This window comes from Cellulomonas sp. PhB150 (assembly GCF_003755175.1).
GTDB lineage: Bacteria > Actinomycetota > Actinomycetes > Actinomycetales > Cellulomonadaceae > Cellulomonas.
In genome coordinates, this window is sequence record NZ_RKHX01000003.1 from 408804 (window position 1) to 432825 (window position 24022).

Consider the following 24022-nt stretch of genomic DNA (forward strand, 5'->3'; position numbering starts at 1 on the left):
GGCGCCGATACGGTCGCGGTGTGCTCCTCCTCGATGACGGCGGGCTCGTCCTGAGCCCCAGCGACCTCACCCACGCCGCGACCTGCGAGTTCGCGGTCGTGCGCGCGCTCGACGCGCGCCTGGGACGCGCGGCTCCTGTGCAGCTCGGGGCGGACGCGATGCTGGCGCGGGTCGCCACGCTCGGCGAGGTCCACGAGCAGCAGGTGCTCGCCGGGTACGGCTCGGACGTGGTCCGGATCGCCCGGCCGACGTGGGAGCACGCGACCGAGCGCGCCGCGCTGGTCGACGTCCAGGAGCGGACGCTCGCGGCCCTGCGGTCCGGCGCTCCCGTCGTCTACCAGGCGGGGTTCTTCGACGGCACGTTCAGCGGGTGGGCCGACTTCGTCGTCCGGCAGGCCGACGGCCGCTACGCGGTGCACGACACCAAGCTCGCCCGCAGCGCGAAGACGACGGCCCTCGTCCAGCTCGCCGCGTACGCGGACCAGCTGGTGCGTGCCGGCGTCCCGACGGCCGACGAGGTCCACCTGGTGCTCGGCGACCGCACGGTCTCCAGCCACCGGCTCGCCGACCTGCTGCCCGTCTACCGGGACCGGCGCGCGCGGCTGGAGGCCCTGCTCGCCGAACGACGGGCGGACGAGTCGCCGCTGCGGTGGCGCGACGAGCGGTACGCCGCGTGCGGGACCTGCGACGTGTGCGCTCCCGAGGTCGCCGCGTCGCGCGACGTCCTGCTGGTCGCGGGCATGCGCAGGACGCAGCGGGCGCGGCTCGCTGCCGCCGGCATCGACACCATCGACACGCTCGCCGCGTCCACCGAGCCGGTCGACGGGCTCAGCGCCACGACGCTCGGAGCGCTGCGGCTGCAGGCGCGCCTGCAGGTCGGCCCGGGCGGCGCGACGCGCGAGGACCCGGACCGGGCCCCGCTCGCGTTCGAGGTGATCGACCCCGCGGCGATCGTCTCGCTGCCGGCCCCGAGTGCGGGCGACATCTTCTTCGACTTCGAGGGCGACCCCCTGTGGACCGACGACTCGGTGCCCGCCGACTCGCCCGCGGACTGGGGCCTCGAGTACCTGTTCGGCGTGGTCGAGGCCCCTGCCGGCGAGGAGGAGCCGAGGTTCGTGCCTTTCTGGGCGCACGACCGCGCGCAGGAGCGCGCCGCCCTGGTGGAGTTCGTCCAGTACGTGCAGGCTCGCCTCGCCCAGCACCCTGATCTGCACGTCTACCACTACGCGCCGTACGAGAAGACGGCGCTGCACCGGCTGGCCGGCCGGCACGGCGTGTACGAGGACGTCATCGACGGCTGGGCGAGGACCGGCCTGCTCGTCGACCTGTATGCGACCGTGCGGCACTCGCTGCGGGTGGGCGCCGCCTCGTACTCGCTGAAGAAGCTCGAGCCGCTGTACATGGGTGACCACCTGCGCGAGAGCGACGTGACCAACGCAGCGGCCTCGATCGTCGAGTACGCCGAGGCCTGCGCCGAGCGCGACGCCGGGCACGACGACGAGTGGCGGCGTCGGCTCGGGGAGATCGCCGACTACAACGAGTACGACTGCGTCTCGACGCTGCGGCTGCGGAACTTCCTGCTCGAGCAGGTCGACCGGCCGCCCGGGAGCGGGACGTCGGGGAGCGACGACGACGGCCAGGCCGGGCCTGGTGACGGAGCCGACCCGGAGGTCGACGAGCTCGAGGAGCGCCTGCTGGCCGCGGCGGCGGGGCTGCGCGGCGGGGCGGGCACGGGGACTGTCGAACCGGCCGCCCGCGAGCGCGACGCGCACGCGCTCGAGCTGCTCGGCGCGTGCCTGGCCTACCACCGGCGCGACGACAAGCCGTTCTGGTGGGCGCACTTCGCGCGGTTCCGGGACCCGGTCGACGAGTGGTCGGACGCCCGGTCGACGCTGCTGGTCACCGGTCCGGTCGAGGTGGTCGCCGACTGGCACACGACGGCGAGGGCCAAGCGGCCCCGACGCGAGCTCAGCATCCGCGGGACGCTCGAGCCCGGGAGCGAGATCAAGGCCGGAGCCAAGCCCTTCGCGCTCTACGACGGGCCACCGTCGTTCACGAACGTGCCGAGCAACGGGTTGCGCGGCGCGACCGGCTCCGAGGTCCTGAGCGTGGAGACCGTCGACGATCACCGTGCGCCGAACGGCGCGTGGGACGTCGTCACGATCCGTGAGTCGATCGCCCCCGACGCCGAGCGAGGCGACGAGCTGCCCATGGCGCTCACCCCCGGCTCGCCACCCGTCACGACGGGGATCGCCGCCGCGATCCGCGAGCTCGCGGCCCGCGTCGCGGACGGCCTCCCGCGGCTGCCGCAGCACGCGGCGCTCGACATCCTGCGCCGCGTCCCGCCCCGCACCCTGTCCGGCCTCCCGCTGCCTCGCCCGGAGGACGCCGAGGGCACCACCGAGGCGATCACGGCCGCGGTCCTGGACCTCGACCGCTCCTACCTCGCCGTGCAGGGCCCGCCCGGGACGGGCAAGACCTACACGGGCGGGCACGTGATCGCGCAGCTCGCGATGCAGGGGTGGCGCGTCGGCGTCGTCGCGCAGTCGCACGCGGTCATCGCGAACATGCTCGAGTCGGTCATCGCGGCCGGCTTCCCGCCGGAGCGGATCGCGAAGCGGAGCAAGGACAAGGACGCGGACGTCCCGTGGCGGCCGGTCCCGACCGACTCGGACTACGGCACGTTCTACGCGTCGGCCGCGGGTGCCGGGTACGTCGTCGGCGGCACGACCTGGGACTTCGTCAACGCCAAACGCCTGCCCGACGAGCCCCTCGACCTGCTCGTCGTCGACGAGGCCGGGCAGTTCGCGCTGGCGAACGTGGTGGCCGTCTCGGGCGCCGCGCGCAACCTCCTGCTGCTCGGCGACCCGCAGCAGCTGCCGCAGGTCAGCCAGGGCTCGCACCCGTTCCCCGTCGACCGCTCGGCCCTCGGCTGGCTCGCGGACGGCCACGACACCCTGCCCGACGAGCTCGGCTACTTCCTCGACCGCACCTGGCGGATGCACCCCGCGCTCACGGCCGCCGTGAGCCGGCTGTCCTACGAGGACCGCCTGACCTGCGTGCCCCAGACCGCGGACCGCGAGCTCGAGGGGATCGAGCCGGGAGTCCGGGTGCTGCTCGTCGACCACGACGGCGACGCGGTGAGCTCCGCGGCGGAGGCGGCTGTCGTCGTCGAGCAGGTCCGGGCGGTCGTCGGCCGCCGCTGGCGCGACCCGGCGAGGGGCGTCGACCGGCCGCTGACCAGCGCGGACGTTCTCGTCGTCGCCCCCTACAACGCACAGGTGGCCACGGTGGCTCGCGCTCTGCGGGACGCGGGCCTGGGAGGGGTGAGGGTCGGCACCGTCGACAAGTTCCAGGGTCAGGAGGCTCCCGTCGCCCTGCTGACCACGGCTGCCTCGTCGCCCGACGACGTACCCCGGGGCATGGAGTTCCTCATCAACCGCAACCGCGTCAACGTGGCGATCTCCCGCGCCCAGTGGTGCGCCGTCGTCGTCCGGTCCCGCACGCTGACGGACTACCTCCCGACGCGCCCCGAGCAGCTCGCGGAGCTCGGCGCCTTCCTCGGGCTGGGCAGCCCGGCGGCGTGAGCGAACCGCGTCATCATGCGGCTCGCTCAGCGCACGTCCAGGTTCATCGCGTACGGTTCCGTGGTCCGCCGCCTCGTCGCCGGGGTGGAGCCCCCGAAACGACGGAGTACCTCGTGCGCAGCACGACACGAGCCCGCGGCCTGGCCGCCGGTGCCCTCGCCCTGACCCTCGCCGCCACGCTCGCCGCGTGCGGCACCGACTCCGGTGACGGGTCGACCGCTTCGCCGACGGCCTCGTCGAGCAGCTCCCCGCAGCCGACGACCGCGACAGCGAGCGCCGCGGACGTCGCCTCGGTGAAGAAGATCACGGTCGTGGGTGACGCCGGCAAGGAGCCGAAGGTCACGCTCCCCGAGAAGCCCTTCTCCGTGGGCGGCCTCGTCGTGAACGTCGTCAAGGACGGCGACGGCGACGAGATCAAGGACGGTCAGCACCTGAGCGTGCAGATCGTGGCGATCTCGGGTGCCGACGGCTCGGTCCTGCAGTCGAGCTACCCCGACAGCGCGGAGTCGTTCACGGCCGGCGCGACGCAGATCCCCGAGCTCGACGCCGCCCTCAAGGGCACGCACGTCGGCGTCCGCCTGACCTTCGCGGCCCCGTCCGCGGCCACGGCCACGACCGCCGCCGCGACCCAGGTGTTCGCGCTCGAGGTCGTCGGGGCCAAGACGATCCCGACCCGCGCCGAGGGCGACGCGGTCGCCCCCAAGGCGGGTCTGCCGACCGTCACGCTGAGCGACACCGGCGAGCCCACCATCAAGGCCTCGACGGAGAAGGCGCCGACGACGCTCGTCGCCCAGCCGCTCATCAAGGGCAAGGGTGCCGAGGTCAAGAAGGGCCAGACCGTCACCGTCAAGTACTCGGGCTGGACCTGGGACGGCACGGCGTTCGACTCCTCCTGGACGCGCACGCCGGACACGTACGACGTGACCAACATCGGCGAGGCCAGCGTCATCGCGGGCTGGAACGAGGGCCTCGTCGGCCAGACCGTCGGCAGCCAGGTGCTGCTGGTCGTGCCGCCGGACAAGGGCTACGGCGACACCGCCCAGGGGAGCATCCCGGCGAACTCGACGCTCGTCTTCGTCGTCGACATCCTCGACGCCAGCTGACCCACGCTGCACCACGGCCCGCGGGCCCGCCCCTGCACGGGGTGGGGCCGCGGGCCGTTCGCATGCCTGGTCGCGGCCGCCCGCGGGTGCTCGTACGCTCGCAGCATGGCGCGCTACCTGGACGTCCACCCCGAGAACCCCCAGCCGCGATCGATCGCCCATGTGGTCGACATCCTGCGCAAGGACGGCGTCATCGCCTACCCGACGGACTCCTGCTACGCGCTGGGCACGCGGATCGACAACCACCAGGGCGCCGAGCGGATCCGCAAGATCCGCCACCTCGACGACCGCCACCACTTCACGCTCGTGTGCGCGGACTTCGCCCAGCTCGGCCAGCTGGTGCACCTCGACAACAGCGCGTTCCGCGCGATCAAGGCCGCGACGCCCGGCCCGTACACGTTCATCCTGCTCGCGACGCCCGAGGTGCCGCGCCGGCTCGCGCATGCGAAGAAGCGCTCCGTCGGGGTGCGCATCCCGGACCACCCCGTGGTGTCCGCGATCCTGCGGGAGCTCGGCGAGCCCCTCCTGTCGAGCACGCTGCTGATGCCCGGCCACGACTGGCCGATGACCGAGGGCTGGCAGATCAAGGAGGAGCTGGACGACGCGCTCGACGCGGTCGTCGACGCCGGTGACTGCGGGACGGCGCCGACCACCGTCGTCGACTGGACCGACGGCACGCCCGAGGTGGTGCGCGTCGGGGCGGGCGACCCCGACCGGTTCTGATGCCCGACGCGCTGGCCGACCTCGACGCCGAGGTCGTCGCCTGCCGCAGGTGCCCGCGGCTGGTCGCGTGGCGCGAGGAGGTCGGCGGGGTGCGCCGGGCCGCCTTCCGCGACGAGACCTACTGGGCGCGCCCCGTCCCGGGCTTCGGCGACCCGCACGCCCGGGTGCTCGTCGTCGGCCTCGCTCCGGCAGCGCACGGCGCGAACCGGACCGGCCGGATGTTCACCGGCGACCGCTCGGGGGACTTCCTGTTCGCCGCGATGCACCGCACCGGCTTCGCCTCGCAGGCGACGTCGACGCGCGTCGGTGACGGCCTGACCCTCACCGACATCCGCGCGACGGCCCCGGTGCGCTGCGCCCCGCCGGACAACGCACCGACGCCCGACGAGCGCCGCACGTGCGCGCCGTTCCTCGCCCGCGAGCTCGAGATCGTCGACCCGGCGGTCGTCGTGGTCCTGGGCGGCTTCGGCTGGCAGGCGCTGCTCGCCACGCTGCGCGACCTCGGCTGGGACGTGCCACGGCCGCGTCCCGCGTTCGGGCACGGCGTCGAGCTGGTGGTCACCCGCGGCGCGACGAGGCTCACGCTGCTGGGCTGCTTCCACGTGAGCCAGCAGAACACCTTCACCGGCCGCCTGACCCCGGACATGCTCGACGCCGTGCTGCTGCGGGCTCGCGCGCTGTCGGAGGGCGCCTGACCGTCAGTCGTCGGCCATGCACAGGAGCTTGCCGGCGTCACCCTCGACCGTGCCGACGTACTGCTGCGGGCACTGCGACTCGTCCGTGACCTCGGCGATCGCGCGGTAGGAGTGCGACGCCGAGCACGGCACGGCGACGGCGTCGTCCCCGTCGAGCTTCCAGCACGAGCCGACGGTCGCGGTGAGGTTCGCCGACTCCACCCAGGAGCTCGCGGCGACGCCGGCCGCCACCACGCTGACGAGCACCGCGATGCCGACGACCGCCATCGAGCGGCTCGTCAGGGCCGGGCCGCCGGACGCGCGCGAGGCGCGGTAGCTCAGGACGGCACGCACGAGCGACGCGATGCCGACGATCAGCCCGCCGTACCAGATCACGCCGCCGCCGTTGCGCGAGGCGATGAAGATCGCCACCGAGCTCGCGACGAAGAACGCGATGCCGATCCAGAACGACCGGACGGCGTGCTTGCGCTGGTGGTCGGTCTCCGTGACGGAGGACAGCGGCTCACCCTCGATCCACAGCCGCCAGCCCGGGGGCGGGGGCGGCAGCGAGGGGTCCGGCGTCCAGCCGGCGGGAGGGACCCAGCCCTCGGGAGGGGCGGGCCAGTTCGGGGGCGGGTTGAAGCGCATGCGCATCCATCGGCACGTGCGGGCTCGGCCTTGACGGGAATGCATGCCCCGGGCGATCCGTTGCTGACGGCATGCCGCTGACCGGAGAGTACGCACCCAGCACGTCCGAGCACGCCCGCACGCAGGCAGAGACCTACGAGGCCACCGACGGCCGCGAGGCCAACACGATGCGCGGCGTGCCGATCATCGTCCTCACGACCCTCGGCGCCACGAGCGGGAAGCTCCGCAAGACCGCGCTGATGCGCGTCGAGCACGAGGGCTCCTACGCGGTCGTCGCGTCCAAGGGCGGCGCGCCCGAGCACCCGCTCTGGTACCACAACCTCGTGGCGAACCCGCTGGTCGAGCTGCAGGACGGCGCGGACAAGCGCGACTACCTCGCGCACGAGGCGTCCGGCGCCGAGCGCGACGAGTGGTGGGCACGGTCGGTGGCGAGCTGGCCCGACTACGCGAGCTACCAGACCAAGACCGACCGGCTCATCCCCGTGTTCGTGCTGACGCCGGTCGAGTCAGCCGAGTAGCAGCTTCCAGCCCCCGACGCCGATCACGCCGGCGACGATCGGCGCGGCCACGGGCACCCACCCGTAGCGGAAGTCTGAGCCGCCCTTGTGCTTGAGCGGGAGCAGCGCGTGCACGATGCGCGGCCCCAGGTCACGCGCCGGGTTGAGCGCAGGTCCCGTGGGGCCGCCCAGCCCGGCGACCAGCCCCCAGACCAGGAAGCCGATCGCGACGTGCGCGACGGCGGGCTCGGTCGCGGTCAGCGGGGAGTGCACGAGGGCGAGCGCGCAGGAGAACAGCACGACCGACCCGAGCAGCTCGTTGGCGAAGCCGTTCACGCGCGAGCGGGCGGCGTTGACCGTCGAGAACGTGGCGAGCACGTCGTCGGTGCTCGTCGTCCGGTCGTAGTACGGCTTGTGGGTCAGGACGATCGCCACCTGTCCCGCCATCGCGCCGAGCATCTGCGCCGCGATGTACGGAGCCACGTTCGACCACGGGAACAGGCCCCAGGTCGCCAGGCCGATCGTGAACGCCGGGTTGATGTGGTTGCCGCTGATCCCTCCGAACATCACCGCGGGGATCATCACGCCGAACCCGTAGCCCATCGCGATGAGCGACCAGCCGCCGCCGTAGCCCTTGGATCCCTTGAGGTGCACGTTGGCGACCGCGCCGTTGCCGAGGATGATGAGGATCGCCGTCCCGATGAACTCGCAGGCGACTCGGGTCCACAGGTCGTAGGACGGGTCCATGCAGGTCAGCCTGTCAGGTGCGGCGCGGCCCGGCCAGGACCTTGAGCCGTCCACAGGTGGATCCGCGCCTCTGCGGCGGCCGTCGCGCGGCATCGTCGGGGCATGCGAGCGCGCTGGGTGTGGGCCGCGCTGCTGGTCTGCTGCCTCGTCGTCGGGCTCGGCGGTCCGTGGTGGTCGCGCACGCGCGCGTCCGCGCAGTTCCCCGTCGCGGCGGCCGACCTCGCCGCGGCCCGTGCCGCGCTCGCCGCGCTGCCCGTCCGAGCTCCCGGCTCGTCCGACGGCTACGAGCGCGAGCAGTTCGGCGCCGCGTGGGCCGACGAGGACCGCAACGGCTGCGACACGCGCAACGACGTCCTGACCCGGGACCTGGCCGCGCCTGTCACGCAGGACTGCGTCGTCCTGCGCGGCACGCTCGACGACCCGTACACCGGGACGCAGATCGCCTTCGCACGCGGCGCGGCCTCGGCCGCGGTGCAGATCGACCACGTCGTCGCGCTCGCCGACGCGTGGCAGACCGGGGCCGCGTCGTGGAGCGCCGCCCGACGCCGGTCCTTCGCCAACGACCCGGCGAACCTGCTCGCGGTGGACGGGGGCGCCAACCAGGACAAGGGCGCGTCCGACGCGTCCGCGTGGCTGCCGCCGGCCGTCGGGTACCGCTGCGTGTACGCGGTGCGGCAGGTGCGCGTGAAGGCGGCCTACGGGCTGTGGGTCACGCCCGACGAGAGGTCGGCGCTGGCGCGCGAGCTCGGCCGGTGCGTCATCGGGCGCTGAGCAGCCACCAGCCGCCGAGCGCCAGCGCGCCCAGGCAGACGAGCAGCAGCACCGCGACCCAGAACCCGCCCGGCAGGTGCGTGAGGCGGCCGAGCGCGCCCGCGTCGGACGTGTCCTGACGACCGCCGCGGCGCAGGCCACGGCGCTGCGACTGCATCTCGAGCACCGCGCGCGGCGCGCCCAGCAGCAGGAACCAGGTCACGGCGTGCGCGGTGATGCCCTGCACGTCCGACGAGCCCCACACGGTGACCACGACGAGCACGGCGCCGCTGACGAGCACCGCCCACAGCCCGTACCAGTTCCGGATCTGCACGAGCACGAGGACCACGAGCACCAGCAGCGCCCACAGCACCCCGACCGTGTACCCGAGCGAGAGGAACCAGGCCGCCGCCAGGCCGACGATCGCCGGGCCGGGGTAGCCGGCCGCGGCGGTCGCGACCATGCCCGGCCCACGCGGCTTGCCGACCGAGACGGTCAGCCCGGAGGTGTCGGAGTGCACGCGGATGCCGGACAGGCGCCGCCCGACGAGGACGGCCACGAACGCGTGGGCCGCCTCGTGCACGATCGTCAGGGCGTGCCGGGCGATGTGCCACACCGTGGGGACCACCAGGCAGACGAGCACGACGGCGGCCGTGACGAGCGTGGCGGTCGTGGAGGGCGCGGGCTGCGGGGTGGTGACGTCGTGCCAGACGTCGGAGAGCCAGTCCACCCGTCAGCTCTGGACGGTCAGGACGACGTCGTCGCCCTCGGCCGTGATCCGCAGACCGTCGTCCGTGACCTTCGCGTCCGTCAGGACGAGGCCCTTCGGCAGCCCCTCGACGGGGATCTCGATGCCCTCGAGCCGCGCACCGCCGCCGCCGGGGATGTCGCTCGGGTCGACCTTGAGCCCGCCGAGCGAGAGCTCGGCGACGTCGGCCAGGAGCTTGCCCTCGGTGACGCGCGGGTCGATCTGCGCCGCGAGGGTCAGCCCGAGGACCGTCCCGGAGACCTTGAGCTTGTCGTCGACCAGCGTGACCTTGAGGTCGAGCCCCGACCGGTCGGCCACGACCTTCTCGATCGACGCGGTCGGCAGAGTCGCGGAGATGGTCGCGTGGTCGGCGGTGTACGGCTCGCTCGTGGAGACGCCCGTGGCCTCGACGTCGACGTCCGTCGCATCGAGCCCGCCGAGCGTGGCGCCCTGCACGTGGCCGGTCACGTCATCGATCGAGCCTGCCCACACCTGGGTGAGGAACGGGAAGCTGCCGACGTCCACCGACGGGGTGCCGACGACGCCTTCGAGGTTCTGCTCGATCGCGTCCACCGCACGGTCCTGGGTCTCGCCGGCCGCCCACCGGTCGGCGCCGACCGCGCCCGCGCCGAGGACGACGACGCCCACGACGACGCCGATCACCACGCCCCGCGCGCTCACGCGTCCCACCGCCGGCTGCTGGTCCTGTTCCGAGTCACCGGCCCACCGTAGGCGAGACGGGTCAGGGCGCCCACTCGCAGCCCACGCCGTCGCCGTCCCGGTCGAGCTTGCGGCTGTAGCCGGGGTCGCCCTCGTGCACCGGTGCGGCGCCGGCCGCCCAGGCCGCCGCGCAGTTCGCGTACGTCACGTCGGCGTCGCGCGGCGCGGGCTTCTTCGTCGGCGCCTTCGTCGGTGCCTTGGTCGGCGACTTGGTCGGTTCCTTCAAGGCGCCGAGATCCGCCCCGCCCGGCCCGGGCACCGGGTCCGAGGTGGGCAGCTGCTGCGCCGGGCACGTCGAGAGCACGCGAACCATCGCGTCATGCTCGGCTGCCGTCACCCACAGGTCGTAGTCGAGCTTCACCGCGACCTGCCGCGCGACGTACTCGCAGCGGAACGCCTTGTTCGGCGGCAGCCACGTGGCGGCGTCGCCGTCGCCCTTGGACTGGTTGAGCGGGCCGTCGGCGGCGAGCAGGTTGAGCGGGTCGTTCGCGAACGCCGTGCGGCGCGCGTCGTCCCAGCGCTGCGCGCCCTTCTGCCAGGCGTCCGAGAGCGCGACGACGTGGTCGATCTGGACGGCGGTGGAGGTGTCCTGGCCGCGGACGAAGTCGATGTCGTCGCCCGAGTAGCGGTCGTGCAGCGTGCCGGAGGCGACGACGCACTCACGCGTCCGGGCCTTGTAGGCGACGTCGACGAGGTCGCGCCCGAGGATGTCGTTGCGCGTGTCGCAGCCGTTGCGGTCGACGTCCTGCCACGCCGGGCCGAACTCGTCGCGGTCGTAGCCCGTGCGCGGCGCGCGGCCCTTGACGTCGAGGGCCTCGACCGCGGCGAGCGCGGTACCGGCTGTGCTGGACGGGGCGGGTGTGGGCGACGGGACCGGCGTACGCGACGGGCTCGGCACGAGGCTTGGTGCCGGCGTGGTCGCCGTGGCGGCCGGAGCGGGCGTGCTCGTCACCGACGAGGCTCCCGGCGTCTGCACCGCCGCGTCGCACCCGGTCAGGCCGGCGACCGCGAAGACTGCGACGACGCCGACCGCGGCGACGCGCCTCCTCGTCAGTGCCCTCACCCCCCTCACATCGGCGCGGATCACCCCGGTCCTGAGGCCCGCACCCCTGGCGTGCGTCACAGTGCGGACCTAGCCTGGCGAGACCTGCACGACGAAGGACGCCCGATGACGTGGCTTCTCCTGATCTTCGTCCTCATCCTCCCGGGGGTGCTGTTCTGGCTGGCGGTGATGTGCATCCCGTCGCCCGACGAGCCGCCGCGATGGCGGACGGCCCTCGCCGCCCGGCTGGAGGAGCTGGCAGACCAGCTGCGCCACCGGCACCCGCCCCTGACCGACCCGTTCGACGCGCTGCGCGTGCAGGAGCGGCTGAGCGTCGTCGCGGACCACGTGCGTGCCCTCGAGCTCGACCCGCACCTGTACGCGCGGGCGGAGCGGATCATCGCGTCGCAGCTCGCGTACGACCAGCTGCTCGCCGAGGCGTGCCAGATGGCCGGTGTCGAGGTGCTGCCGTGCGCGCTCGGCGACCCGGGCGAGCGGTTCCGCGAGGAGGTCGAGCTCACGTCCCGCGGGTGGTCCTGGTAGCCGCCGGCCTCACGACGCCAGGACGCGCAGGGTGCTCGGTCCCTCGGGCAGCGGCCGCACCTCGATGCGGTCGGCGATGGACTGCTTGAGCGCGTCCACGTGGGACACGACACCGACCACGCGGCCGCCGGCGCGCAGCTTGCCGAGCTCGAGCAGCACCTGGTCGAGCGTGTGCGCGTCGAGCGTGCCGAAGCCCTCGTCGACGAACAGCGTCCCCAGGTCGATGCCGCCGGCCTCCGCCGTGACGACGTCCGCCATGCCGAGCGCGAGGCACAGCGAGACGTAGAAGCTCTCGCCGCCCGACAGCGTCCGGGGGTCCCGCTGCTGCTGCGTGCGGTGGTCGACGACCCGCATCGACAAGCCGGTGCGTCGCGAGCTGACGTCCTCCTTCTGCTCGGAACGCGTGAGCTCGTAGCGACCGTCCGACATCGCCAGCAGCCGCTCGTTGGCGGCGGCGACCACGTCCTCGAACCGGCGCGCGAGCACGTACGTCGCGAGCGACAGGCCCTTGCCGTTGTCGCCACCGGTGCCGGAGGCCAGTCCCGCGAGCCGCGTCACCGGTCCGCCGGCGGCCCACGCGGAAGCGAGCCGGCGCGCGGCCTCGAGGACGTCGTCGGCGGCGTCCTGCGCGGCTGCGGCGCGCTCGACCGCGACCCGGGCGTGCCCCTCGGCCGCGGTCGCCGCCTCGCGGGCGACGCGCTCGGCCTCGCGGGCGGCGGGCAGGTCGACCGCGGCGTCGGGCGCGAGCGCATTGATCTCGTCCTCGGCGAGGTCGGCCCGCACCCGCTCGACGGCGGCGGTGTACGCGGTGACCCCCCGCTCGAGCTCGGCGAGGTCGGAGCGGCCGAGCAGCGCCGCACGTGCGGCGGCCGCGTCGGCGAAGTCACGCTCCGCGAGGGCGCCCTCGAGCTCGGCGCGCCGGTCCGCGGCGTGCCGCTCCGCGTCCTGGCGGTCGGTGATGGCCGCCAGCAGCTCGGTCGCGGCCTCGACCAGGGCGAGGAGCACCGACTGCCGCGCGACGACGGTCGGGAACCCGGTGCTGGCGAGCGCGACCTCGGCCTCGTCGGCACCGAGCGCCTGCTGCAGGACCTCGACGCGACCCGTGACGTCGGCCTGGCGGGTCACGGTCTCCTGCCTGGCCGCTCGGCGGGCCGCGGTCGCCTCGTCGTGGGCGACGCACTCGGCCGTCAACCGCTCGGCGTCCGCGGCCGCCGCGCGGGCAGCCATGAGCAGGTCGCGCGTGCTCGCGAGGTCGGCGGCGACCTGCTCGGGGGTCGACCCGGAGAGCGCGTCCTGCGCCACGGCGACCCGCTCGGCCAGCCTGCCGTGCAGGTCGCGCGCCTGGCCGAGCGCCTCCTCCGCGGCCGAGCGCTGACGCTCGGCCGCCGCGACGTCGGCAGCGGACACGTGGTCGGGGGCGAGCGAAGCCTTGGCGGGGTGGTCTCCCGAGCCGCAGACCGGGCACGACTCGCCGTCCCGGAGCGCGGTCGCGAGCTCGCCGGCCAGCCCGGCGATCCGCGCGGTGCGCAGCGCGGCCTCGTGCGCGACCGTGGCGGCCGCCGCCGTGGCTGCGGCGCCCTGACCCTCGGCGGCTGCCGCGAGCTCGCTCCGGGAGGCGGCGAGGGCGAGGTGGGCGGATGCCGACGACTCGAGCGCGGCCAGGGTCGCGGAGTGCTCCGGCACCCGTGCGGCCAGCGCCTCCGCGGCCGCGGACTGCTCCGCGAGCGTCGCACTCAGGGCCGGGCGAGCGGCGAGCCACCGGTCGTCGGCCGCGATCTCGTCGCGCAGCGTCTCGACCAGGTCGCGTGCGTCCCGCACGGCCCGGCGCTTGTCGTTGAGCTCGGCCTCGAGGCTGACGACCCTGGTGAGGGCCGCGGCGTCGCGCACCGCGTCCTCGCGGACGTCGCGCAGCGGTCCGAGGACGGCGGGGTCGACGTCACCCGGGTGGTCCGTGCCGTCACTGCCCCCGGTCACAACGGCGGCGAGCGCGGGCGGCGCGGCGTCGAGCGCGGCCACGACGGTCTTGCGCGCCGTCGCGACATCGGCGAGCGCGCGGTCGGCGCCCTCGAGCAGGGGGCGCACGGCTGCGGCGGCCCGCGCCCGCTCGAGCACGAGCACCGCCTCGGCGTGCTGGGAGAGCGCGGCGTCGAGGGCTGCCTGGTCGGCGAGCAGCCGCGTCCGGCGGGCGATGAGCCGCTCGGTGCGGACGGCGTCGTCCAGTGCCACGCCGGCACCGGCCCGCGCGAGCTCGGCCGCCGCGGCCGTCGTCACAGCACCCTCGGCAGCCGCACCCAGCGCGACCGCGTGCGCGCCCACGAGCGCCGTGACCTCGTCGATCCCCGCGGAGGCGCCGGCCGCCTCGACCGAGGCCCGCACGGCCAGAGCGTCGTCCTCGCCGAGGCGCGCCGCGCCGATCAGGTGCGCGGCGGCCGTGCCCAGCGCGGAGCGTGCGGCCTCGATCTCGCGGTTCGCCTCGGCGCGCATCTCCGCGAGCCGCTGCTGCATCCGCTCGTACACCTCGGTGCCGAAGATCTTCTGCAGCAGCCCGCGGCGGTCCTCGGGGTTGGCGCGCAGGAACCGCGCGAACTCGCCCTGCGGCAGCACGATCGTCTGCACGAACTGGGTGCGCGAGAGGCCGACGACCCGCTCGATCTCGAGCCCCGCCTCGTCGAGCCGGGTGATCGGCTCGCTGCCGGGGATCGCGCCCGTCGGGTCGTCGGGCTGGACGCGCCACATGCGGACCGACGCCTGCTGCTTGACCGTCCCCGCGCCGCGCTTCTTCGGCCGGTCGTACGCGGGCGTGCGCCGCACCCGGTAGGTCCCCGACCCGACCTCGAACGTGAGGTCGACGAAGCTCTCGACGTCCTCGGCCGCGTACGCCGAGCGCAGCCGGTCGTCGCTCGCCTCGGCGGACGCGACCTTGCCGTACAGCGCGAAGACGACCGCGTCGATCAGCGTCGACTTCCCGGAGCCCGTCGGGCCGTCGAGCAGGAACAGCCCGGAGGCGGACACGGCCTCGAAGTCGACCGTGTGCTCGCCCGCGATCGGGCCGATGGCCTGCAGGGTCATGGTGCGCAGGTGCATCAGGCGCTCCGCTCCGCCGCGGCGACGTGCTCGTACGCGGCGCGCAGCACCGCGAGCTCGTCGACCGTGGGCGCGTGACCCGTGACGTGCTGGACGAAGTCCGCCCCGACGGCGACCGGGTCGTGCGCGGCCGTCACGGCGACGGCACGCGCGGCGACCGCGTCGGACGACGACCGGTGCTGGACCACGAGCGCGTGCGGGAACCGGTCACGCACGCGGCGGTACAGGTCCGCCGGCCGGTGCGCGTCCGTGACGGTCACCCGCGTCCAGGCGTCGACGTGCGGCTCGCCCGCCGCGCCGAGCAGCTCCTCGAGCGTGCCCGTGACGTCCGCGAGGCGACGGGGCACGGGCGCCGCGACGAGCTCGGTGCGCACCCCGCCGTCCGCCAGGTCCACGAGGACCGAGGACTTCGCGTGGTGCTGCTCGGAGAAGGAGTAGGCCAGGGGCGAGCCCGAGTACCGCACCGTCGCGCCGTCCGGCCCCGAGACGCGCTGCGGCCCGTGCAGGTGCCCGAGCGCCACGTACTCCGCGCCCGCGAACACGCCGGCGGGCACGTGGTCGACGCCGCCGACGCGGATGTCCCGCTCGGACTCGGAGGCCTCGCCCCCGATGACGAACGCGTGTGCCGCCACGACCGCCCGGTGGCGGCCCGGGCGAGCGGCGAGATCGGCGCGGACACGGTTCATCGCGGCGACGGTCACGGCCTCGTGCGAGCGCGCGGGCACCGTGCCCTCGTCGTCCGCGAGCGCGTGCCGCACCGAGTCCGGGTCCAGGTACGGGATCCCGTAGACGAGCACGCCGTCGGGGAGCTCGACGGGCTCGGCAAGCCCCGCCACCCGGGTGCGCAGCCGGACCCGGTCGCGCATCAGCGCGGAGCCGAACCCCAGCCGCGTCGCGGAGTCGTGGTTGCCGGACGTCACCACGACGGTCGCGTGCTCGGACAGCTGCGCGAGCGTCTCGGACAGGAGCGTCACGGCCTCGACGGGCGGGATCGCGCGGTCGTACACGTCACCCGCGACGACCACCGCGTCGACCTGCTCGGAGCGCACCACGTCGACCAGGTGCGCGAGGTACGCCGCCTGGTGGTCGAGGAGGTCGACCCCGTGCAGCGTCCGGCCCAGGTGCCAGTCGGAGGTGTGCAAGAACCGCATGCCCGGACCGTATCCCGGGGGTCCGACACGACCTCGAAGGCAGGCCGCGGCCTACTGCGCGGGTACGCCGTCGGCGTCCCGGAGCTGGTCGGAGTAGCCGATGATCTCGAGCACCTCGCGCAGCACGCGGCTCGGGTCACGCAGCGCGACGTCGATGCCCGCCTCGGTCGCGGCATGGTGCAGCTGCATGACGAAGGCGATGCCCGAGGAGTCGATGAACGTCGCCTCGGTCGCCTCGATGAGCACGGGCGCGTCCGCCGTCAGGGCCAGCGCCATGGACTCGCTCGCCTGCGCCCGCAGCGCAGCGTCGATCTCCCCGACCAGGCGCACGACAGTCGTCTCCGGGCCCGCCTCGATGCGGATGCTGCCCGCTTCTGCCAGGTCGATCACGTGCGCCCCTCGTCGTCGTGTGCCGCTCGTCTGCCGGTCACGTTCTCGGCTCGGCGACAAGACCGTACGCCGGTCGCCACCGAGCGCCACTCGAGAGGACCAACGGGCCGGGCGTACCGGACGTTCCCGGCGTGGCGTGCCTCACGCGGGGCTCTCGGGGTCGGTCACGTCGGCGACCGTCGCCCCGAGCGCACGCACCAGCGCGGACCCGTCGAGGCCGGCCGCGACACCGTGCGCGCCCGCTCCGATCGACACGTACCCGCCCGGCACGCGCGCGTCCGCGACCACCGGCCACGGCTGCAGCGACCCGAACGGCGTGATCGTGCCGCGCTCGTACCCGGTGACGTCGCGGGCGACCGCGGCGTCCGGCATCGAGATCCGGTTGACGTCGAGGAGCTCGCGCAGCTTGGGCCAGCTGATCGTGCGGTCGCCCGGCACCAGGACGAACACGTAGTCGCCCTCGCCGCGCCGCACCACGATCGTCTTGACGATCCGGGCCGGCTCCACGCCGCGCGCTGCGGCGGCCTCGGCCAACGACCCCACCCGCCCGTGCCGGGTCAGCTGGTAGGCCAGTCCGCTCGCGTCCAGCGCCGCCACCGCGCGCTGCTCACCCTCCGTGGTCTCCACCGGATCACCGTACGACCCGTGCCGGGCGGATGACCGACGTGCCGCCCGTGGGCCGCCGACATTTCAAGGCGCGTGCAGGCCGCCGGGCCTGGGAGAATCGTGGATCGTGACCACCACCCCGCCGAGCCCGGCGTCCCCCGCCTCGCGCGGCCGCCGCGGTCGCGGTCGGGGCGGAGCCGCCCGACGAGAGGGCGCGCCGACGACGGGCGCCCGCCGCCCGCGCGGGGGCACGGGGGCGGGCGAGGCCGACGAGCAGCGCCGTGCCGCCCGCCGCGCGCGGGACGCCGAGCGCCGTGCGGCCGTCGTCCTGCCGCCGCTGAGCTTCCCGGAGCAGCTGCCCGTCAGCGCCCGGCGCGACGAGATCGCCGCGGCGATCCGCGACCACCAGGTCGTCGTCGTCGCGGGCGAGACGGGCTCGGGCAAGACCACCCAGCTGCCGAAGATCGCCCTGGAGCTGGGCCGCGGCAGGGCCGGCCAGATCGGCCACACCCAGCCCCGGCGCATCGCGGCGCGCAGCGTCGCCGAGCGGATCGCCGAGGAGGTCGGCACCACGCTCGGCGAGATCGTCGGCTACCAGGTCCGGTTCACGGACCAGTCGTCGGAGTCGACCCTCGTCAAGGTGATGACGGACGGCATCCTGCTCGCCCAGATCCAGCGCGACCCGATGCTGTGGTCCTACGACACGCTGATCATCGACGAGGCGCATGAGCGCTCGCTGAACATCGACTTCATCCTCGGCTACCTCACGCGGTTGCTGCCGCGCCGGCCGGACCTCAAGGTCGTCATCACCTCGGCCACCATCGACTCGGCGCGCTTCGCCGCGCACTTCGCCGACGCGGACGGCGTCCCCGCGCCGGTCGTCGAGGTCAGCGGCCGCACGTACCCGGTCGAGGTGCGGTACCGGCCCCTGTCGCCCGACGAGCTCGGCACCGACGGCGCGCCCGTCAAGGGCGCCAAGGACCGCGACCTGCCGACCGCGCTGATCGAGGCCGTCGACGAGCTCATGGTCGAGGGCCCGGGCGACATCCTGGTGTTCTTCTCGGGCGAGCGGGAGATCCGCGACGCCGAGGACGCGCTGCGCGGCTCGCTCGGCCCGCGGGTCACCGACCCGCGCCACCCTCAGCACGTCGAGCTGCTCCCGCTGTACAGCCGGCTGTCCGCGGCGGAGCAGCACCGCGTGTTCGAGCGCCACCAGCACCGACGGATCGTCCTGTCGACCAACGTCGCCGAGACGTCCCTCACGGTGCCCGGCATCCGCTACGTGATCGACCCCGGCACCGCGCGGATCAGCCGGTGGTCCAAGGCCACGAAGGTGCAGCGGCTGCCGATCGAGCCCATCAGCCAGGCGTCGGCGAACCAGCGCTCGGGCCGCTGCGGCCGCGTCGCGGACGGCATCGCGATCCGGCTGTACTCCGAGGAGGACTTCGCGTCCCGGCCGTTGTACACCGAGCCGGAGATCCTCCGTACATCACTCGCGTCGGTCATCCTGCAGATGATCGCGGTGGGTGTCGCGACGACCCCCGAGGACGTCAACGACTTCCCGTTCGTCGACCCGCCCGACGACCGCTCGGTGCGCGACGGCGTCCAGCTCCTCACCGAGCTCGGCGCGCTCGAGCACCGCGACGGCGCCACGCGCCTGACCACCACCGGCCGCGCGCTGGCCCAGCTCCCGATGGACCCCCGCCTGGCTCGGATGATCGTCGAGGGCGGCCACCGCGGCGTGGCGCGCGAGGTCATGATCATCGCCGCCGCGCTGTCCATCCAGGACCCCCGCGAGCGCCCGGCCGAGGAGCGCGAGCGCGCCGACCAGATGCACGCGCGATTCGCCGACCCCACGTCCGACCTGCTGTCCTACCTCAACCTGTGGCACTACCTGCGCGACCAGCAGCGCGACCTGTCCGGCTCGGCATTCCGCCGGATGTGCCGCGCGGAGCACCTCAACTACCTGCGGATCCGCGAGTGGCAGGACGTGGTCACGCAGCTGCGCGAGCTCGCCAAGCCGCTCGACATCGTCGTCGGCGCCCCCCGCCCGAAGGACGAGCCGGAGGGCGAGGTCGACGAGACCGTGCGCACGGGCCAGTTCGCGCTCAGCTGGGACGGCGACCGCATCCACATCGCGATCCTGGCCGGGCTCCTGTCGCACATCGGGATGCAGGAGGCCACCGAGGTCTCCACCCGCGGCAAGAAGCCCGACGCGCGCGGCGGGCGGCGACCGCGCAACGAGTACCTCGGCGCGCGCGGTGCGCGGTTCGCGCTGTTCCCCGGCTCCGGCCTGTCCCGCAAGCCCCCCGCCTGGGTGATGGCCGCCGAGCTCGTCGAGACCTCGCGCCTGTGGGGGCGCGACGCCGCGCGCATCCAGCCCGAGTGGGCCGAGGAGGTCGGCGCGCACCTGGTCAGGCGCACGTACTCCGAGCCGGCCTGGTCGACGAAGCAGGGTGCCGCCACCGCGTTCGAGAAGGTGCTGCTGTACGGCGTGCCGATCGTCGCGCAGCGCCGCGTGCTGTTCGCCAAGGTCGACCCGGCGCAGGCACGCGAGCTGTTCGTCCGGCACGCGCTCGTCCAGGGCGAGTGGACCACCCACCACCAGTTCTTCCACGAGAACCGCCGCCTGCTCGCCGAGGCCGAGGCGCTCGAGGCTCGCGCCCGCCGCCGTGACCTGCTGGTGGACGACGACGTGCTGTTCGACTTCTACGACGAGCGGGTGCCCGACGACGTCGTCTCCGCGCGCCACTTCGACCAGTGGTGGAAGACCGCCCGGCGCGCCACGCCGGACCTGCTGTCGTTCAGCCGTGAGCTGCTCGTGGCGTCCGACGCGGACCAGATCGACGAGTCGGCGTTCCCCTCGCGCTGGCCGCAGGGCGACCTGTCGCTCCCCCTGACCTACCAGTTCCAGCCCGGCACCGAGGCGGACGGCGTGACCGTGCACGTGCCCATCGGCCAGCTCACGCGCGTGCAGCCCGACGGCTTCGGCTGGATGGTGCCGGGGCTGCTCGACGAGCTCGTCACCGCGACGATCCGCGCGCTGCCCAAGCCCGTGCGCGTGCAGCTGGTGCCGGCCCCGGACGTCGCGCGCCAGGTAGCCGCCTGGATGCGGACGAACATGGCCGCCTGGACCGACACCGTGCGCGCCGGCGACTCCGCGCCCTCGTTCCACGACGCGTTCGCCTCCGCCGTCCGCGCGCTGCGGGACGTGGAGGTCGCCGACGACGACTTCGGCGACGACCGCCTGCCGAGCCACCTGCGCATGACGTTCCGCGTCGTGGGGGACAAGGGCGGGGTGATCGACGAGGGCAAGGAGCTCGCGGTGCTGCAGGACCGGCTCGCGTCCCGGGCGCAGCGCGCGGTGGACGACGCGGTGCGCACGGCGGTCCAGGCGGCGATGGCCGAGGCCCGCGCGGCCGTCCAGCCCTCGTTGCCCTCGTCGGCGGTTCGTGAAGCACTCGTCCCCCTGAGCGGGCCGAAGGCTTCACCATCCGCGCCGGCGGCCGGCGCGGCGCCCGCGCTCGACCTCGTGCGTACCGGGCTCACGACCTGGCCCGCCGACCTGCCCGCGCTGCCCGAGGTCCTCGAGGCGACCGGCTCCGGTGGGGTCGTCGTGCGGGCGTACCCGACGCTCGTCGAGGAGCCCGACCGGTCCGTCGCGGTGCGCGCGCTGGCCGACGAGTCCGCCGTGCCGGCCGCCGCACGCGCCGGCCTGCGCCGGCTGCTGCTGCTCGACGTCGGCCTCCCGGCGGCCCGCATCACGTCCCGCTGGACCGGCACGCAGGCCCTCACGCTCGCGGCGAGCCCCTACCCGAGCACCGCGGCGCTGGTCACCGACGTGCAGCTCGCGGCGATCGACGCCCTCGTCGGCCCGACGGTCGTCCGCGACGCCGAGGCGTACGCCGCCCTGCGCGCGAGGGTCCGCGACGGGCTCGAGGACGCGGTGCACCAGGTGGTCGGCGCCCTCGTCACCGTGCTGACCGCGTGGCGCGAGCTCGACGTCGACCTGCGCGGCGCGACGAGCCTGGCCCTGCTGGCCACCGCCCAGGACGTGCGAGCGCAGGCGAACCGGCTCGTGCACGACGGGTTCGTCGCGGCCACGGGAGCGGCCCGCCTGCCGCAGCTGACCCGCTACCTGCGCGCGGCGCAGTACCGGCTGTCCAAGGCCGCGGACAACCCGCAGCGCGACGCCGACCTCGGCTGGCAGGTGCGCGACGCGGCCGAGCAGCTGGAGAACGTCCGGCCGGGTGCCGACCCGGAGAAGGTCGACGAGGTCCGCTGGCTGCTCGAGGAGCTGCGCGTCAGCCTGTTCGCCCAGCAGCTCGGCACGCCGGTCCCGGTCTCGCCGACGCGTATCCGCAAGGCGATCGCCGCGCTCTGATCGTCAGGACCGCGGCTCGCTCGGCCCGTCCTCGCCGGCCACGAGGTCCCCGCAGCTGACCTCCTGCGCCGTGGTCACCACGGGGTCGTCCTTCGCGGCGCCGGTCGCGACCTGCTCGGCATCGCCGTTCGTCGCCGTCCTCCCGTCGGCGGACAGGTCCACGAACGTCCGCGTGACGTCGAACGTCGCGCCGTCGTCGGCCGACACCGCGTTCAGCCCGGCCAGCCGCAGGACCCCGCCGTCCGACGTGCAGCCCACACCCGTACCGGCGTCGCCGAACCCGCGGTCGAACGTGTACGGCTCGCCCTGCGCGTTCTGCACCGGCGTCACCGCGCACCCCGACAGCGAGAAGAGCAGCGCCTCACGGCCTAGGTCGACGAGCGCGATCGGCACCTCGTCCGTCTGGACGACCTGCACGACCGCCGACGCCGGCTCCGGGCTCGCGCTGTCGATCGCGGCGGAGAACGTCGCGCCGGACGCGGTCGTGATCCCGAACCGCCGGTCGGCGCCGCCGGTGATCCACCCCTGGTCCTCGCGGCCGTCGCCGTCCACGTCCGCGACCTCGGCGACACCGGCGTCCTCCGGCGTGGTGTCGTCCGTCGCGGCGCAGCCCGCGGGGGCAGCGGTCGTGGTGGTGGTCGCGGTCGGTGTGTCCGACGGCGTCGCAGCCGGGGTGCTCGTCGTGCTCGTCGTGCTCGTCGTCGGCTGCGGCGCCGCCGCGTCGTCGTCGTCGGGCCTCGTCGCGACGATCACCGCGACGACGACCGCCACCACGACGACGCACGCCACGATCACCCAGGCCCAGGTGCGGCGGGACGCGGTCGGGTTCGGCTCTGGTGTGCTCACCCCTCCTTCCTACCCCGCGCGCCTCACCGCTGCCGCCGGAACAGCACGCTCGACGCGACCCAGCCGACGAGCAGCAGGCCCACGCACCAGGCGACCGCCTGGGCGGCCGACGAGCCCACGGGGGTGCCCAGCAGCAGCCCGCGCAGGGTGTCCGCGACGGGCGTCACCGGGTTCCACGCGGCGATCGACGAGAGGACCGACGGCATGGACTCGACCGGGACGAACGCGCTGGAGACGTAGGGGAGGAACAGGATGGCGAACGAGAACCCGCTCGCCGCCTCCGGACCGGACGCGACGACGCCGATGGCGACCGCGATCCAGGTCAGCGCGGCGACGTACAGGGCGATGAGGCCGATCGCCGCGCACCAGTCGAGCACCGAGGCCTTCGCGTCGAAGCCGATGAGCAGTGCGATGCCGACCACGAGCGCGGTGGAGACGGCGTTGCGCGCCATGCTCGCCGCCACGTGGCCCGTCATCACGCCCGTCGCGCGGATCGGCATCGACCGGAACCGGTCCATGATCCCGGCGGTGATGTCGCTCGCCACGTCCACAGCCGTCGTCGAGGCGCCGTAGCCGGCGGTGAGCAGCAGGATGCCAGGGACGACGAAGTCGACGTAGTCCATGCCCGACTGGATGGCCCCGCCGAACACGTACACGAACATCAGCAGCAGCATCACGGGGAGCATGACCGCGAGCAGCAGGGTGTCGAGCTGGCGGGTGGACCGGCGCAGGCACCGGCCGACGAGTGCGAGCGTGTCGCCGAGGCTCCCCGTGGGCGACTGGTCGACGCGGGGGGTCAGGTCGAGGGTGGTCATCGGGTCTCCTGGAGCTCTCGGGCCTCGGTGGTGGCGGCATCGGCGGGCTGGCCGGTCAGGGTGAGGAAGACGTCGTCGAGGGTCGGGGTGCGCACGGCCCAGCTCTCGACGGGCAGGCCGCGGCGCTCGACGTCGCCGAGGATGCGGTGCACGTCGCCGACCGAGCCGTCGGTCTCGATGCGCTCGATCCCCGTGGGCGTCGTCAGCTCGACGTGCGCGGCGCCGACCTGGCCCTTGAGCTCGGCCGCCGTCCCGCTGGCGATGACGCGGCCGTGGTCGATCACCGCGACCCGGTCGGCGAGCTGGTCGGCCTCCTCGAGGTACTGCGTCGTGAGCAGCACGGTCGTGCCCGCCCGGACGGCGTCGCCGATGACGGTCCACAGGTCGTTGCGGCTGCGGGGGTCGAGACCCGTCGTCGGCTCGTCGAGGACGAGCACCTGCGGGCGGCTGAGCAGGCTCGCCGCGAGGTCCAGCCGGCGTCGCATGCCGCCCGAGTACGTCTTGACCGGACGGCGTGCCGCGTCGGTGAGGTCGAACAGCTCGAGCAGCGCCGCGGGGCGGGTTCGCGCCTCGGTGCGGCCCAGGTGCGACAGCCGGGCCATGAGGCGCAGGTTCTCCTCGCCCGTGAGCAGCTCGTCGACCGCCGCGAACTGCCCCGTGAGGCTGATCGCGGCCCGGACGCGGCCCGGGCTGCGGACGACGTCGTAGCCGGCGACGGTCACCGTGCCCGCGTCGGGGCGGAGCAGCGTGGACAGGATGCGGACCGTCGTCGTCTTGCCGGCGCCGTTGGGGCCGAGCAGGGCGAGCACCTCGCCGCGTGCGACCTCGAGGTCGACGCCGTCGAGGACGGTCACGTCACCGTAGGACTTGCGCAGCCCCTGCACGGCGATGATCGGAGCGGTCATCGTGGTTCCTTTCTGCGTACGTCGTAAACTGTGTGTGTATGTCATACACACTTATAGGA

Annotated in this window: 20 protein-coding genes; 8 read left to right on the forward strand and 12 right to left on the reverse strand. The window is 74.3% G+C overall.

Annotated features, from left to right (window positions below):
- Positions 1-20: 20 nt before the first annotated feature.
- The 4 genes from EDF34_RS12220 (at position 21) to EDF34_RS12235 (ending at position 6108) form a co-directional block, all read left to right on the forward strand.
- Positions 21-3587 carry a bifunctional RecB family nuclease/DEAD/DEAH box helicase gene (locus EDF34_RS12220; protein ID WP_123371753.1) on the forward strand — a complete coding sequence of 1189 codons (3567 nt, stop codon included), beginning with the start codon at positions 21-23 and terminating at the stop codon, positions 3585-3587.
- 113 nt (positions 3588-3700) lie between these two features.
- Complete coding sequence (locus EDF34_RS12225) at positions 3701-4690, forward strand: FKBP-type peptidyl-prolyl cis-trans isomerase (RefSeq protein ID WP_123371754.1); 990 nt, start codon at positions 3701-3703, stop codon at positions 4688-4690.
- 105 nt (positions 4691-4795) lie between these two features.
- Complete coding sequence (locus EDF34_RS12230; protein ID WP_123371755.1) at positions 4796-5413, forward strand: L-threonylcarbamoyladenylate synthase; 618 nt, start codon at positions 4796-4798, stop codon at positions 5411-5413.
- On the forward strand, positions 5413-6108 hold the full coding sequence (locus EDF34_RS12235; protein ID WP_123371756.1) for a uracil-DNA glycosylase: 696 nt from the start codon (positions 5413-5415) through the stop codon (positions 6106-6108). The genes EDF34_RS12230 and EDF34_RS12235 overlap by 1 nt, the downstream gene beginning before the upstream one ends.
- Before the next feature lie 3 nt (positions 6109-6111).
- Here the strand turns inward: EDF34_RS12235 and EDF34_RS17695 are convergent, their stop codons facing one another.
- The gene (locus tag EDF34_RS17695; protein ID WP_199737865.1) at positions 6112-6735 is read right to left on the reverse strand and encodes a hypothetical protein; all 624 of its coding nucleotides are present in this window, start codon (positions 6733-6735) and stop codon (positions 6112-6114) included.
- Between the two features lie 71 nt (positions 6736-6806).
- Between EDF34_RS17695 and EDF34_RS12245 the strand changes: the two genes are divergently transcribed.
- Complete coding sequence (locus EDF34_RS12245) at positions 6807-7253, forward strand: nitroreductase family deazaflavin-dependent oxidoreductase (RefSeq protein WP_123371757.1); 447 nt, start codon at positions 6807-6809, stop codon at positions 7251-7253.
- Here the strand turns inward: EDF34_RS12245 and EDF34_RS12250 are convergent.
- Entirely contained in the window at positions 7242-7979 is a 738-nt protein-coding gene (locus EDF34_RS12250; protein WP_123371758.1) for an MIP/aquaporin family protein, read from the reverse strand. The two genes, EDF34_RS12245 and EDF34_RS12250, sit on opposite strands and share 12 nt — an antisense overlap.
- Before the next feature lie 102 nt (positions 7980-8081).
- Between EDF34_RS12250 and EDF34_RS12255 the strand changes: the two genes are divergently transcribed.
- A complete protein-coding gene (locus EDF34_RS12255) occupies positions 8082-8750 on the forward strand; it encodes an HNH endonuclease family protein (protein ID WP_123371759.1) in 669 nt (222 codons plus the stop codon).
- Here EDF34_RS12255 and EDF34_RS12260 read toward each other — a convergent pair.
- From EDF34_RS12260 to EDF34_RS12270, 3 genes are all read right to left on the reverse strand, one after another.
- Entirely contained in the window at positions 8737-9459 is a 723-nt protein-coding gene (locus EDF34_RS12260) for a M50 family metallopeptidase (protein WP_123371760.1), read from the reverse strand. The two genes, EDF34_RS12255 and EDF34_RS12260, sit on opposite strands and share 14 nt — an antisense overlap.
- A 3-nt stretch (positions 9460-9462) precedes the next feature.
- On the reverse strand, positions 9463-10158 hold the full coding sequence (locus EDF34_RS12265) for a DUF2993 domain-containing protein (RefSeq protein WP_233575359.1): 696 nt from the start codon (positions 10156-10158) through the stop codon (positions 9463-9465).
- A gap of 61 nt (positions 10159-10219) precedes the next feature.
- A complete protein-coding gene (locus EDF34_RS12270; protein WP_233575360.1) occupies positions 10220-11260 on the reverse strand; it encodes a DUF1524 domain-containing protein in 1041 nt (346 codons plus the stop codon).
- Between the two features lie 105 nt (positions 11261-11365).
- Between EDF34_RS12270 and EDF34_RS12275 the strand changes: the two genes are divergently transcribed.
- Positions 11366-11782: a hypothetical protein gene (locus tag EDF34_RS12275; RefSeq protein ID WP_123371761.1), complete on the forward strand. Its 417-nt coding sequence runs from the start codon at positions 11366-11368 to the stop codon at positions 11780-11782.
- A 9-nt stretch (positions 11783-11791) separates the two neighbouring features.
- Here the strand turns inward: EDF34_RS12275 and EDF34_RS12280 are convergent, their stop codons facing one another.
- The 4 genes from EDF34_RS12280 to EDF34_RS12295 all read right to left on the reverse strand — a co-directional run bounded on the left by EDF34_RS12280 (position 11792) and on the right by EDF34_RS12295 (position 17034).
- On the reverse strand, positions 11792-14866 hold the full coding sequence (locus EDF34_RS12280) for an AAA family ATPase (protein WP_123371762.1): 3075 nt from the start codon (positions 14864-14866) through the stop codon (positions 11792-11794).
- Positions 14866-16017: an exonuclease SbcCD subunit D gene (locus tag EDF34_RS12285; protein ID WP_123371763.1), complete on the reverse strand. Its 1152-nt coding sequence runs from the start codon at positions 16015-16017 to the stop codon at positions 14866-14868. The genes EDF34_RS12280 and EDF34_RS12285 overlap by 1 nt, the downstream gene beginning before the upstream one ends.
- Before the next feature lie 51 nt (positions 16018-16068).
- Entirely contained in the window at positions 16069-16407 is a 339-nt protein-coding gene (locus EDF34_RS12290; protein ID WP_233575361.1) for an STAS domain-containing protein, read from the reverse strand.
- Between the two features lie 141 nt (positions 16408-16548).
- On the reverse strand, positions 16549-17034 hold the full coding sequence (locus EDF34_RS12295; RefSeq protein ID WP_123371933.1) for an aminoacyl-tRNA deacylase: 486 nt from the start codon (positions 17032-17034) through the stop codon (positions 16549-16551).
- 106 nt (positions 17035-17140) lie between these two features.
- On the opposite strand from EDF34_RS12295, the gene hrpA reads away from it, so the two are divergent.
- Positions 17141-21397 carry an ATP-dependent RNA helicase HrpA gene (gene hrpA / locus EDF34_RS12300; protein WP_199737868.1) on the forward strand — a complete coding sequence of 1419 codons (4257 nt, stop codon included), beginning with the start codon at positions 17141-17143 and terminating at the stop codon, positions 21395-21397.
- A gap of 3 nt (positions 21398-21400) precedes the next feature.
- Here the strand turns inward: hrpA and EDF34_RS12305 are convergent, their stop codons facing one another.
- From EDF34_RS12305 to EDF34_RS12315, 3 genes are read right to left on the reverse strand one after another with little or no spacing between them, the layout of a single operon-like run.
- On the reverse strand, positions 21401-22243 hold the full coding sequence (locus EDF34_RS12305; RefSeq protein WP_123371764.1) for a hypothetical protein: 843 nt from the start codon (positions 22241-22243) through the stop codon (positions 21401-21403).
- A gap of 23 nt (positions 22244-22266) precedes the next feature.
- The gene (locus EDF34_RS12310; RefSeq protein WP_123371765.1) at positions 22267-23058 is read right to left on the reverse strand and encodes an ABC transporter permease; all 792 of its coding nucleotides are present in this window, start codon (positions 23056-23058) and stop codon (positions 22267-22269) included.
- Entirely contained in the window at positions 23055-23963 is a 909-nt protein-coding gene (locus tag EDF34_RS12315) for an ATP-binding cassette domain-containing protein (protein WP_123371766.1), read from the reverse strand. The genes EDF34_RS12310 and EDF34_RS12315 overlap by 4 nt, the downstream gene beginning before the upstream one ends.
- Between the last annotated feature and the right edge of the window lie 59 nt (positions 23964-24022).

Coding starts and splice junctions, on each gene's coding strand:
- EDF34_RS12230 (WP_123371755.1), top strand. CDS start 4,796: ATGGCGCGCTACCTGGACGTCCACCCCGAGAACCCCCAGCCGCGATCG.
- EDF34_RS12235 (WP_123371756.1), top strand. CDS start 5,413: ATGCCCGACGCGCTGGCCGACCTCGACGCCGAGGTCGTCGCCTGCCGC.
- EDF34_RS17695 (WP_199737865.1), bottom strand. CDS start 6,735: ATGCGCTTCAACCCGCCCCCGAACTGGCCCGCCCCTCCCGAGGGCTGG.
- EDF34_RS12245 (WP_123371757.1), top strand. CDS start 6,807: ATGCCGCTGACCGGAGAGTACGCACCCAGCACGTCCGAGCACGCCCGC.
- EDF34_RS12250 (WP_123371758.1), bottom strand. CDS start 7,979: ATGGACCCGTCCTACGACCTGTGGACCCGAGTCGCCTGCGAGTTCATC.
- EDF34_RS12255 (WP_123371759.1), top strand. CDS start 8,082: ATGCGAGCGCGCTGGGTGTGGGCCGCGCTGCTGGTCTGCTGCCTCGTC.
- EDF34_RS12275 (WP_123371761.1), top strand. CDS start 11,366: ATGACGTGGCTTCTCCTGATCTTCGTCCTCATCCTCCCGGGGGTGCTG.
- EDF34_RS12280 (WP_123371762.1), bottom strand. CDS start 14,866: ATGCACCTGCGCACCATGACCCTGCAGGCCATCGGCCCGATCGCGGGC.
- EDF34_RS12285 (WP_123371763.1), bottom strand. CDS start 16,017: ATGCGGTTCTTGCACACCTCCGACTGGCACCTGGGCCGGACGCTGCAC.
- EDF34_RS12310 (WP_123371765.1), bottom strand. CDS start 23,058: ATGACCACCCTCGACCTGACCCCCCGCGTCGACCAGTCGCCCACGGGG.
- EDF34_RS12315 (WP_123371766.1), bottom strand. CDS start 23,963: ATGACCGCTCCGATCATCGCCGTGCAGGGGCTGCGCAAGTCCTACGGT.